At 65.0% G+C, this 12,255-nt stretch carries 10 protein-coding genes and 1 tRNA gene; 6 read left to right on the forward strand and 5 right to left on the reverse strand.

Annotated features, from left to right (window positions below; genetic code table 11):
- Positions 1-107 precede the first annotated feature (107 nt).
- A tRNA-Phe gene (locus V7Q81_RS11175) sits at positions 108-183 on the forward strand.
- A 369-nt stretch (positions 184-552) separates the two neighbouring features.
- Here V7Q81_RS11175 and V7Q81_RS11180 read toward each other — a convergent pair.
- From V7Q81_RS11180 to V7Q81_RS11200, 5 genes are all read right to left on the reverse strand, one after another.
- Positions 553-987, reverse strand: coding sequence for a hypothetical protein (locus tag V7Q81_RS11180; protein WP_333843259.1), 435 nt, complete (start codon positions 985-987; stop codon positions 553-555).
- Between the two features lie 490 nt (positions 988-1,477).
- On the reverse strand, positions 1,478-1,816 hold the full coding sequence (locus tag V7Q81_RS11185) for a hemagglutinin repeat-containing protein (protein WP_333843282.1): 339 nt from the start codon (positions 1,814-1,816) through the stop codon (positions 1,478-1,480).
- A gap of 226 nt (positions 1,817-2,042) precedes the next feature.
- Positions 2,043-2,204: a hypothetical protein gene (locus V7Q81_RS11190; protein ID WP_333843262.1), complete on the reverse strand. Its 162-nt coding sequence runs from the start codon at positions 2,202-2,204 to the stop codon at positions 2,043-2,045.
- A gap of 270 nt (positions 2,205-2,474) precedes the next feature.
- Positions 2,475-3,707: an HD-GYP domain-containing protein gene (locus tag V7Q81_RS11195; RefSeq protein WP_333843265.1), complete on the reverse strand. Its 1,233-nt coding sequence runs from the start codon at positions 3,705-3,707 to the stop codon at positions 2,475-2,477.
- A gap of 40 nt (positions 3,708-3,747) precedes the next feature.
- On the reverse strand, positions 3,748-4,197 hold the full coding sequence (locus V7Q81_RS11200) for a host attachment protein (RefSeq protein WP_333843267.1): 450 nt from the start codon (positions 4,195-4,197) through the stop codon (positions 3,748-3,750).
- Between the two features lie 341 nt (positions 4,198-4,538).
- Here V7Q81_RS11200 and V7Q81_RS11205 point away from each other — a divergent pair, with 341 nt between their 5' ends.
- The 5 genes from V7Q81_RS11205 to prmC all read left to right on the forward strand — a co-directional run.
- Positions 4,539-6,527, forward strand: coding sequence for a DNA topoisomerase IV subunit B (locus V7Q81_RS11205; RefSeq protein ID WP_333843270.1), 1,989 nt, complete (start codon positions 4,539-4,541; stop codon positions 6,525-6,527).
- Between the two features lie 25 nt (positions 6,528-6,552).
- Positions 6,553-8,973, forward strand: coding sequence for a DNA topoisomerase IV subunit A (parC, locus tag V7Q81_RS11210; protein WP_333843272.1), 2,421 nt, complete (start codon positions 6,553-6,555; stop codon positions 8,971-8,973).
- 129 nt (positions 8,974-9,102) lie between these two features.
- Positions 9,103-10,359, forward strand: a complete 1,257-nt coding sequence (hemA, locus tag V7Q81_RS11215; RefSeq protein WP_333843274.1) for a glutamyl-tRNA reductase — start codon at positions 9,103-9,105, stop codon at positions 10,357-10,359.
- Positions 10,356-11,441: a peptide chain release factor 1 gene (gene prfA, locus V7Q81_RS11220; RefSeq protein ID WP_333843277.1), complete on the forward strand. Its 1,086-nt coding sequence runs from the start codon at positions 10,356-10,358 to the stop codon at positions 11,439-11,441. The genes hemA and prfA overlap by 4 nt, the downstream gene beginning before the upstream one ends.
- Positions 11,442-11,472: 31 nt before the next feature.
- A partial coding sequence (prmC, locus tag V7Q81_RS11225) for a peptide chain release factor N(5)-glutamine methyltransferase (protein ID WP_333843279.1) occupies positions 11,473-12,255 on the forward strand: 783 nt, incomplete at its 3' end.

Genomic DNA, 12,255 nt, shown 5'->3' on the forward strand with positions numbered 1-12,255 from the left:
CGGGCCAGCCGCAACGAAGGCTCACATTGCGCAAGCGATGTGAAGCGAGGCGCAAGCCGAGCGGGCCGCAGTTAAAATCCGCGTGTCGGCTGTCGGTGATACGAAGTGGCCAGGTAGCTCAGTTGGTAGAGCAGCGGACTGAAAATCCGCGTGTCGGCGGTTCGATTCCGTCCCTGGCCACCACCCTTCCACGCCCAACCCTCTGAGGTTGGGCGTTTTACTTGCGGTGAAGCTACGCTTTCATTTCCGGCTTTCCCGACAGCACGCGGGGTCCGGCGCCGATCTGCAAGTGCCACGGGGTGGCGGCCCGGTGTCCTGAAGTCGCCCGGTTCGACGCTCTTTCGCTCTCCGTTCTCTCGAAACTTGCGCCAACTTCTTCGCGGTGGCGCACGCAGACGGCCTTCCGTGGCCGTAACTTGCGCGTGCGTCACGGCTATCTTGCGGCCTTCCTCACTATCGAGCCATTGGGGCAAGTGACAAGTCGCCGGTACCTGCCTTGTTCCCCTGTTCGTCTTTCGTTGTCTTACACCACCTGTTATCTATTCCGCACAGCTAATCTAGATCTACCCGCGCGCCGCTGGCTTTGGTGGGCTCGAGATCCCAGCGACTGCCCACGCTTATCCCAGAGGTGTTGCTGAGCGCCGTCTCTTTGTCCTTCTCCCCCTTGAAACGCCGCGAGCTCTCCAGAGTGATCCGGCGCATCTCCTCCGCCGCAGCCGCCAGCGCTTCCTGCGACAGCGCTGCTTCCCCCACACCCGTCACTGCGCCGATGAGCACGTGCAGCACGTGGGTTTCCAGCCGCAGTTCATCCACTTCTGCCTGCACGGCCTGCTTCTGCTGCGGATCGGTTGCCGCGTAATAGCGTGCCCGCAGCTCAGCCCTCTTTTGCTCGGCATACGCTTGCACCGTGCGGCTCGTCTGCCATCTCAGCTCTTCCGTGATTACCCCCTGCGCGGCGATGTCCCGCCTTACCTTGTCCGCATCCAAGTCGATGGGATGCCGGTCTCGGCATTGCCCGTTCGCGCCCCACGATTTCCGGCGATGCCGCTGATCGCCCCTTGCGTGACGCGGCTTGACTGGCCGCCGTGTACGGCGAGCCCCGCGCCACTGGCCTGCGGGGCGAGCTTGCCGTTTGGACTTGCGCCTGCGTCATCAATATGGGCGCTCATGCTTACGGCACTGTAGCTCGCTGATTTTGAATGTCGCTTAGGGTCGGTGCGCCGTCCGTGGTGAAGTGATTTTTGCATTCGTCGAAGAGCTTGTTGCGATCTAAGGATGGTGCCGCTTTCAAGGTCGATGTTGCTCTGGACGTGGACGCTAAATCCGTCAGCGCCTGCTCTAAGGCCCGATTGTACGATGACGCTGGTGAAGTTGCTTGCGACCTTGCCCTTGCTGGCACTGAGACTGCCGGCTCATCCTGTCAGGACCAATCGAGAGGCTAGCACCAACGCTGCGCTGCCTGCTGTCGAATTGGCTGCTATCCTGCAGACTCTCGATCACGAGGCTGCTTCCCACATCGGCGGCAATCTTGCGGGGCTTGCACTACTGCGCCCTTGGCCGTGGTGTCGCCGCCCGCAGTCATGGTCGCTTGATTGCCCGCGTCCACGTGCGTGTTGGTCGGGGTGGCATCACTGCCATTGGCATTTCCACGGGTACCACTGGCGCTCGCGGCCAACAGCAAGCCGTTCGTCCCGATGCTGATGCCGGCGCTGCCGCTCGATGAGCTGTAGATGCTGTGCTGCGCAGCATTATTTTTGGCAGCCAGCAGCCTGATTTCATCCTGCGCATCGAGCACCACACGGTTGACTGCCTGCAGGCGCGAGCGTCAGACCGTGATATCACGATCTCGACCCGCACTGCTTGCCGCAAAACATTTGAGGTCGTGGCCAGCAGTAACCACGGCGCCCCGTGTGGCGTTGCGCGTTGGCACTTCTTTACTTTCGCTCGTTGAAGTGCCCATGCTGATGGCGAGATTGATGCCATCCACTTTGGCATCTACAGTGATCTACTATAGTGGCATCCTGGCTTTCCAGAACTCGGCCCTAGCCATCTACTTTGGTAAGAATCTGATTCTTTTTGCCATTGATCATGCTACCTTGACTCGCCCTGACCGCATCGGCTGCGCTTTTGCCGGCAAAGGCCATGCTGGCCGCTGCCAGGGCTTTCATGCGCGGGTCGGCCGTGTCGCGGGCAGCGTTGGTCATGCCTTGTGCCGTTTGCATGGTGCTGATTACGGGACTGGGCATCGCCAAGGTCAACCGCTTTGCTTGAACTCGCGCTCGATAGAGCGCATCCTCGGCGGCCAGTCTTGTCTGATGGCGGATGAACTCTCTTACGTTCGGCGAACCGAACCTCTGGCGCGCAGCTCTACGGTAAAGAGCCCCCCGCGTTCGGGACCGATCAACCGAGGCCCGGCAGCGCCGGACTCATGGGGTGGCTAGTTGCTGCTCGGGCTGCCCGCAGGGCGCACGCGTTTAACGGCGAAAGCAATCCTGGGGATTGACGCCGAAGGCCCCGGGTTCCAGCGCGCGTTTGATCTCTCGGGAGTCCGGCCCTTCCGCTTCCAAATCGACAAGCTTTCGGGTCGGATAAGGTTTCTTGTCCCCATCGAGGACCAGGATGACGCGGGGTTTCAGGCGGTTGCTCGGGTTGGGCGTCGCCACTACGGCCACCTCTCCCGTGCTCAGTTCCACCACGCTCCCAACCGGGTACGCCCCCAGGCACTGGATGAACTCCTCCACCAGGTAGCCGTTGAAGAGTTGGTGGCGCCACTGGTGCATCATCTGCAACGCCACTGCATGGGGCACAGGTGGCACCGGCGGGCGATCGCTGGTCAACTCCTGAAAGCAGTCCACAATGGCAGCCATCTTCCCGAACGGCCCCACCTGGTCGCCGTCCAATCCGTCAGGGTAGCCGCTCCCATCCTCCCTTTCGTGGTGGGTCGCCGCCATTTCGATGACCTCCGGGGGCATGCCGGGAGTGGCCTCGAGAATCTCGACCCCGTGCCGCACGTGCCCCTTCATGAGCTTTAGCTCTTGGGCGCTCAGCCGCCCTTTCTTGGTCAAGACTTCTTCGGGCAGCCGGATCTTCCCGATGTCGTAGAGCAAGCCGCCAAGACCCAACAGTTGCAATTCGTCCCGGTGTAGACCCAGGTGACGGCCGAACGCCAAGAGACAGATGGCCGCGTCGATGGAGTGCCCCAGCAAGGTGACGTCCTTGGCCTTGAGACGGGTGAGCAGCAGCAGCGCGTGGGGATTGCGGATCACGCTGTCCACCATGTCGCCCAGCGCCTCCTTGAGCGTGCGGGGCTCCAGCATGCGGCCGTTGCGGATCTGCTGCTCGACCTCTCGCATCAGGGCATAAAGGCTTTGGCGAATGGGCTCCGCCCGCGGGAGTTCCTCCTCCACGGTGGCCTGTTCCTCGTACAGCACGCTCCCGGGGACGGGGCGGGAGGCGCTCGCTGCCTTGCCCCCCGGGACGGCGCGGGAGGCCGCGGCCTGTTTCGGCGCGGGGTCGCTTTCGCCGCTCGAGCCTTTGAGAGGATCGATGTAGACGTAGGTGCAGTAGCGCTCCAGCGCTTCGATCTGTTCCCGGTTCTCGATCAGCAGGCCCTGCAAAGGAAAGGGCGTTTCCAGCCAGGGGCGGTCCAGCTCGCACACGAACATCCCGGGACGGAGCTCGGCCACCCGAACCTTCTGTTTGTTCATGATGGGAGACGACTGGGGAATCGGTCCGAGGAGAGCGGCGCTAGACGGCCGAGAACAACCGCTCTGGCAGCCGGGCCCTGATCTCCTGGGGTTGCAGATGCATCAGATCTTTGTCGATCTCGAATTCGACCAGGGCCCGGGTTTCGGGACCGAGCCGCTCCCGCAATAGGCCCAGAAATTCGGGGGCCGCGACTAGCCCGAGCCGGTCGAATTCACCCCGCGCCCGGGCGGCCTCGAGGCGGTCGGCGATCTCGATGGCGAACTTGATGGCCTCGGACTCTTTGGGGTCCACGTTGGGTTCCTTGGCGTGGCGCCCTTCGCCGCTGCGGTCGAAGGTGCGCCCGGGGGCGTCCGAGACCAGGTCTCGGGCGTGCAGTCTGCTTTCCGGATGCACGAGCGCCTCCAGCTCGGTGAGAGGGCCCAGGGGTTTTTCGGCCAGGAAGATGCGCGCCTTGGCCTTGTCGGCTACCAGGATCCACATTTTTCGCATGGTACCTTCTCCTGTCCAGACGGCCGGGACGATCGAAGCGCTTGCCGCTCCCTCATCCGCAAGCGCCTTCATTCTAATATGGTATTGCAGGGCGAGGATTCAAGGCGGTGACCACGAGCGTGACAGGCTTTTCTGCCGTGTGCCATAATTTGCGCGCCGAACGCTCCGTGGTCGAGGGACGCGGACAGGGAGAGCCCTAAACGACGAAGCGACCGACTCGCATTGACGACGCGAAACACCCAAGGCTTGCGCGATTGCAAAGGTCGGCAAGCCTTTTTCGCTTTTGGAACGACGGCGGTTTTAGCCTTCCCGAGAAACGGCGAGAAGGCCGTTGACCAATCATGGCCAAAGACGCAGGCTACAGCGCAAAAGACATCGAGATCCTGGAAGATCTGTCGCCGATTCTCCATCGGCCGGGGATGTACACCGATCCCCAAAACCCCAACCACGCCCTAGTGGAGGTAATCGACAACGCTGCCGACGAGGGGCTCGCCGGGTTCGCGAAGCGAATATCGGTGATCCTGCACGAGGACGGCTCTGCGACGGTGGAAGACGACGGCCGAGGCATTCCCGTCGACATCCATCCCAAGAAAAAGGTGCCGGCGGTACAGGTGATCTTCACCACGTTGCATTCCGGCGGTAAGTTTCGCAAGACCGACAAGGACGCCGCCTACCGCATCGCCGGCGGACTCCATGGCGTGGGCGTGTGCGTCTCCAATGCTCTGTCCCAGCGGCTCGAGGTGGAGGTAAAGCGAGACGGCGGCCACTATCGCATCGTGTTCTCCGACAACGGTCGGGTGAAGGAGCCCTTGCGTAAGGTCGCCGTCGTGGGACCGCGGGAGACCGGGACCCGGGTACGCTTCTGGCCCGACCCCAAATATTTCGACTCGCCAAAGATCGACGCCCAGCAGATCGCGGCGCTGCTGCGCGCCAAGGCTATGCTGCTGCCGGGCGTGCGTTTTACCTTAGGGATCGAAAAAAAAGGCCGAATCGAGACTACCGAATGGCACTTCCCGGAGGGGATCCAGGGCTATTTCGCTGAAGCGATCGCAGGGCTTGCTCCCGTTGCCGCCCCTTTCTATGGCGAGCGCTACATCAGCGCCCAGTCTGAGTCCGACAGTTTCGCGGAAGGGGAGGGGGCCCTGTGGGCCATCGCCTGGACCGCCGAAGGCGAAACCGTCACCGAGTCCTACGTCAACATGATACCCACGCGCCACGGCGGCACCCATGTGGCGGGGTTACGGGAGGGGGTCTACCAGGCGGTCAAGAACTTCATTGACCTGCACTCGATGGGAAGCCGCGGCTTGAAGGTGGTGCCGGAGGACGTGTGGTCGCGTGCCTCCTACGTGCTGGCGGTCAAGATGCTCGACCCCCAGTTCAAGGGCCAGGTGAAGAACGAGCTGATCTCCCGTGACGCGGTGAAGCTCGTGGCCCAGATGGTGCGCGATCCTTTCGAACTGTGGCTCAACCAGCACGTGGAGGAGGGCAGGCGCATTGCGGAGCTGGCGATCCGCCAGGCCCAGGCCCGTACCCGGGCGGCGCAGAAGGTGGAGCGGCGCAAAAGCTCTGGCGTGGCGCTTTTGCCCGGGAAGCTCACCGACTGCGCCAGCGACGATCCGGAGCGCAGCGAGCTCTTCATCGTGGAAGGCGATTCCGCGGGCGGTTCGGCCAAACAGGCCCGGGACAAGGAGTTCCAGGCGGTGCTGCCTCTCAAGGGCAAGCCCAAGAACACCTGGCAGGACGATCCCCACACCCTCTATTCCAACAAGGAAATCGAGGCGATCGCGCTTGCCATCGGGGTCGATCACCACGAGCCCGGCGACTCGGTGGATCTTTCGGGGTTGCGCTACAAGCGCATCATCATCCTGGCGGACGCGGACGTGGACGGGGCCCATATCCAGGTCCTGCTCTTGACCCTTTTCTTCCGCCATTTTCCCAAGCTGATTGAGCGCGGCCACGTGTACGTGGCTCGCCCTCCCCTTTATCGCGTCGACGTGCCGGCTCAGGGCAAGGGCCGCCCGGCGCGTAAACTCTATGCCCTGGACGACGCCGAGCTGGCATCCCTGCTGGAGAAGCTCGCCGACGAGGGCGTGCGGCCCGGCAGCTGGACGGTGAGCCGCTTCAAAGGCTTGGGGGAAATGAATCCGGAGCAGCTCTGGGAGACGACCCTCAACCCAGACACGCGCCGCGTGCTGCCGGTCACCCTCGCCGGGACCGAGCTCCAGGAGTCGCTCTCCATCTTCAATATGATGATGGCTCGGGAAAACGCCGCCCAGCGCCGGGAATGGATGGAGACTTACGGCAATCTGGTCGAGGCAGACATCACCTGAGGGTCAAAAGGTAAGAAAGGTCTCGATGGGAAACCAGTCGGAGCTGTTCCAAGACGGCGCGACCGTCACCGAGGAAAAATCGAAATCCAAGGGATCGTGTCCAGCCGAGGGATCGGGGGGCGGGCTCCCGCCTTACTTTGCGCCCCTTGAGGAGGAGCCTGGCGATGCCCTGCCCTTGGGCCGATACGCATCGACCCAGTACCTGCAGTACGCCGTCGCCACGGTCAAGGACCGGGCCCTGCCGCGCCTCGCCGACGGGCAGAAGCCGGTGCAGGGCCGCATTCTCTACGCCATGTGGGAGGCAGGGCTGCGGGCTGGGGCCAAGCGCACCAAGTCCGCGGCGGTGGTGGGCGAGGTCCTCGGGAAGTACCATCCCCACGGCGACGCGTCGGTCTACGATGCCCTGGTGCGCCAGGCCCAGGACTGGACCCTGCGCTATCCCCTGATCGATGGGGAGGGCAACTTCGGTTCCCGCGACGGGGACGATCCTGCTGCCTACCGCTACACGGAAGCGCGGCTCACCCGGTTCGCCGAGGTGTTGCTTGCCGAGGTGGACCAGGGCACGGTGGATTTTGTGCCCAACTACGACGGCACCCGCACCGAGCCCAAGGTGTTGCCGGCCCGCCTTCCCGTGGTGCTTTTGAACGGCGCCTCGGGCATCGCGGTGGGCATGGCCACCGAAATTCCCAGCCACAACCTGAAGGAAGTGGCGCGCGCGGCGATCGCCCTGATCCGCAATCCCGACCTTACCGTGGACGCGCTCATGCGTTACATCCCGGGGCCCGATTTCCCCGGAGGCGCCCAGATCATCACGGCCCCCGAGGAGCTCAGACAGGCCTACGAGACGGGGCGGGGGACGATCCGGGTGCGGGCGCGCTGGAGCATCGAGCGCCTGGCCCGGGGCCAGTGGCAAGTGGTGGTGCACGAGCTGCCGCCGGGCACTTCCGCCCGCAAGGTGTTAGAGGAAATCGAGGCGATCACCAATCCCCAGCCCAAGCCAGGCAAGAAATCCCTGGCCCCGGAACAGGTGCGCGAAAAGCAACTCATGCTCTCCATGCTGGACCGAGCTCGAGACGAGTCCGATCGAGCCCACCCGGTGCGGCTGGTGTTTGAGCCCAAGACCTCCCGCGTCGACGAGACCGAGTTCGTGAACCTGCTGCTCGCCAAGACCAGTCTGGAGACCAACGTTTCCCTGAACCTCACCATGGTGGGACTGGATGGGCGACCCGCCACCAAGTCGCTCAAACAGGTGCTCGCCGAGTGGCTCGAGTTCCGCCTCGCCACGGTGACCCGGCGCACGCGCCACCGCCTCGCCCAGGTGCTGGAGCGCATCCACGTGCTGGAAGGACGCCTGCTAGTGCTGCTCCACGTGGACAAGGTGATCAAAATCATCCGGGCTGCCGACGATCCCAAGGCCGAGCTCATCAAGGCCTTCAAGCTGACCGAGCGCCAGGCGGAGGACATCTTGGAGATCCGGCTGCGACAGCTCGCCAAGCTCGAGCACCTCAAGGTAGAAAAAGAGCTGGAGACGTTGCGCAAGGAGCGGGGGGCGCTGGAAAAAGTGCTGGCGAGCCGGCAGGCCTTGGAGGACCTGGTGGTCGATGAGATCGAGGCGGAGGCCAAGACCTATGGGGATGGGCGCCGCACCCTCATCGAAGCCACCGAAAAGGCCGCAATCGCTGCTCCCGTAATCGACGAGCCGGTGACGGTGATCTTCTCCCGCAACGGCTGGGTGCGCAGCCGCCAGGGCTGGGAAGTGGACGCCTCCACCCTCTCCTTCAAGGAGGGCGATTCCCTGGCCGCCCTGATCCGCTGCCGGAGCGTGGACCCGGTGGTGTTCCTCGACTCCAACGGGCGGGCCTACACCGTGCAGGCCTCAGAGTTGCCGAGCGCGCGGGGCGACGGCGTGCCGGCTTCCTCCCTGGTGGAAGTGCAGGAGGGCGGGCGCATCCTCCATTGCGTGGCGGGCAAGCCGGAGACCCGGGTGTTGGTGGCGGGAAGCGGCGGCTACGGCTTCATCGCCACCCTCGGCGACATGGTGTCCACCCGCCGGGCTGGGCGCGAGTTCATGACCCTGGGCCAGGGTGAGGTGCCCCTTGCGCCCTTTGTCTTCGAGGAATCCCCGGGCAACTACGTGGCGGCTCTCTCGGAGCGGGGGCGGCTGCTGCTCTTTTCCATCGCCGAGATGAAGCGTCTGGCCCGGGGCCGGGGGGTGATCGTGATGGGTTTGGAGGCAGATGAAAAGCTCGCCGCTGTGGCGGTGTCGGACCAGCAGGCACTCGGGATCACCGGCATTGCACCCCGCAGCGGCAAGCCCAAGACCCTAACCCTCGTGGGCGAGAAGCTTGCTCATTATTGCGGGCATCGGGCCCGCATGGGGCGGGTGCTGCCGGAAAAGCTCCGCCCGCCCCTCGGCCTGTCGGCCTGCGCCCGGCCAGATGTCTGAGCCCTGCCGCCCGCAGTTTCCCGAAGCCGCAGTCTCCCGCTGGTGCGGCCCGCAGGTTAACCATACTATAATCAAAAACTTTCTACGTTTTTGGGGCGCCGGCCAGGCGTCTCGCGTGCCTGTGGGGCCATGCAGTTGTACGCCATCGGGATCAATCACCAGACCGCGCCCCTGGAGGTGCGGGAAAAGGTCGCGTTCCAGACGGAGGCGCTGACCGAGGCGCTGCGCGACCTGGTGGAGCAACGGCCGGTCACCGAAGCCGCGATCCTCTCCACCTGTAACCGCACCGAAGTGTATTGCAGCACCGAGCAGCCGGGCGAGGCGGTGCGCTGGCTGGCAGGCTACCACCGTATCCCCGCCGCTAGCCTGGAGCCTTACCTATACCAGCTTCCCCGGGAGCAGGCGGTGAAGCACGCCTTTCGCGTGGCGAGCGGCCTGGATTCCATGGTGGTGGGCGAGCCCCAGATCCTCGGTCAGTTCAAGGAGGCGGTGCGCACGGCAGAGCGGGCGGGGACCCTGGGGGTACTGCTGCACAAGCTGTTCCAGCGGACCTTCAGCGTGGCGAAGGAGGTGCGCACCCGCACCGACATCGGCGCCAATTCCGTCTCCATGGCCGCCGCGGCAGTGCGCCTGGCCCTCAAGATCTTCCCCTCCATCGCCGAGCAATCGGTACTGTTCGTGGGCGCGGGCGAGATGATCGATTTGTGCGCCACCCATTTCGCCGCCCACCGGCCGCGGCGCATGACTGTGGCCAGCCGTACCCTGGACCGGGCGGAGGCGCTAGCCGCGCGGCTGCAATGCCGGGCCGTAACCCTGGGTGAGCTGCCGGAGGTGCTCGCGCTTCATGACATCGTCATTACCTGTACCGCTAGTTCCCTGCCTCTTCTGGGCAAGGGGATGGTGGAGCGGGCGGTGCGGGCCCGCAAGCATCGGCCTATGTTCGTGGTGGATCTTGCCGTTCCCCGGGACGTGGAGCCCGAGGTGGGCGAGCTGGACGACGTGTTTCTGTACACCGTGGACGACCTGGCTGAGATCGTGCAGGAGGGCATGGATGCGCGCCAGGGCGCGGTTGCCCAGGCCGAGGCCATCATCGACAGCAATGTGGTCTCGTTCATGGAGTGGCTGGAGACCCGGCGCATGGTTCCTGCGATCCGGGCGCTGCGCGACCAGGCGGAGCGCCAACGGCGGCACGAGCTGGAGCGCGCGCTCAAGGCCCTCGCCCGGGGCGAGGACCCGGTCCGGGTGGTGGAGGCCCTGTCCCGGGCGCTCACCAATAAGCTACTCCACGCCCCGAGCTACGCCCTGTCCCACGCCACTGCCGAAGACCGGGAGCGGCTGCTGGAGCTCGTTCACCGCCTGTACCAGATGCATCACCCCCACCCATGAGACGAAGCCTCGTCGAACGGCTGGACAAGCTGGAGGGGCGCCTGGAGGAGATCGACCGGGCCCTCGCCCGGGAGGACGCGGTGGCGGATCTCGACCATTACCGCAGGCTCGCTCGCGAGCGCGCCGAGCTGATGCCCCTGGTGGAGCTCTATCGGGACTACCGCAAGCGGCAGCGGGACCTGGAGGCCGCCCGGACCATGGTAGACGACCCGGAGCTCAAGGAGCTGGCGGAAGAGGAGGTAGAGCTGGCCCGCGGGCAACTCGCCCGCATCGAAACAGAGTTGCAGCGCATGCTGCTGCCCAAGGATCCCAACGACGAGCGCAACGTATTTCTGGAAATTCGCGCTGGCACGGGGGGCGACGAATCGGCCCTCTTCGCCGCAGACCTGTTCCGCATGTATTCCCGCTACGCCGAGCGCAGGGGTTGGAAGGTGGAGGTGCTGAGCGCAAGCCCGAGCGAGCTGGGCGGCTACAAGGAGATCATCGCCAAGATCGTGGGCAGGGGGGTCTACTCCCGCCTCAAGTTTGAATCCGGCGGCCACCGGGTGCAGCGGGTGCCCGCCACCGAGACCCAGGGCCGCATCCACACCTCGGCGGCCACAGTGGCGGTGATGCCGGAAGCGGACGAGGTGAGCGACGTAGTGCTCAACCCATCGGAGCTGCGCATCGACACCTTCCGCGCCTCGGGCGCCGGCGGCCAGCATGTGAACAAGACCGACTCGGCGGTGCGGGTGACCCATCTACCCACGGGCATCGTGGTGGAGTGCCAGGAGGACCGCTCCCAGCACAAGAACAAGGCCCAGGCCCTGGCCATCCTGGCGGCCCGCATTAAAGACAAGCAACTGCGGGAGCAGCAGAGCCAGCAGGCCGCCACCCGCAGGCTCCTGATCGGCAGCGGCGATCGCTCCGAGCGCATCCGCACCTACAATTTCCCCCAGGGGCGAGTGACCGACCACCGCATCAATCTCACCCTGTACAAGATCCACCAGATCATGGACGGTGAGCTGGACGAGCTGCTGGATGCCCTCGCCACCGAGCACCAGAGCGAACAGCTTCAAGCCCTGGCGGAAATACCGACTTAAGCGGACGTCAACGGCGCCGGAGGAAAGGACAATGGGCAGCACGCTGGAGACCTGGCTGCGCCAGGCGGCGGGGACGCTGCAGGACGCCTTGGGTCTTTCCTTCGGCGAGGCGCACCTGGAAGCGCGCGTCCTTGCCGGCCATGTTCTTTGCCGCAGCGCCGCCCAGGTCATCGCAGCCTCGAGCGAGGCGCTGAGCGAAGCGGACGAGGAGCGGATGAAGGTACTCATCGAGCGTAGACGGCAGGGCGAGCCGGTTGCCTACCTCGTCGGGCGACAGGAGTTCTACGGCCTGCCTTTCAAGGTCACGCCCGCGGTGCTGATCCCCCGGCCGGAGACGGAGTTGCTGGTGGAGCAAGCCCTGGCGCGCATCCCGCCCGGTGAAGCGGTGGCCGTGCTGGAGCTGGGGACCGGCAGCGGCGCGGTGGCCATCGCCATCGCCCGCGAGCGGCCCAAGGCCCAGGTGGTCGCCACCGACCTCTGGCTGGCGGCGCTTGCGGTGGCGCGGGAGAACGCCGCCCGCCTCGGCGCGACCAACGTGCGTTTCGTTCATGGAGATTGGTACGAAGGGCTCGAAGGCGAGCGCTTCCAGGTGATCGTCTCCAACCCACCCTACGTGGCCGCCGGCGATACCCACCTCCAGGCAGGGGAGCTGCGCTTCGAGCCCCACGAGGCCCTGGTGGGCGGCCCCGACGGGCTCGATTGCCTCCGACGCATCGTGGCCGGCTGCCGCGACCACTTGGCCGCGGGGGGGTGGCTGCTGCTGGAGCACGGGTTCGATCAAGGGGAGGCCTGCCGCCGCCTCCTCAGCCAGGCC

Source organism: Pelomicrobium sp. (assembly GCF_036803785.1).
In the GTDB taxonomy this organism is placed as follows: domain Bacteria; phylum Pseudomonadota; class Gammaproteobacteria; order Burkholderiales; family UBA6910; genus Pelomicrobium.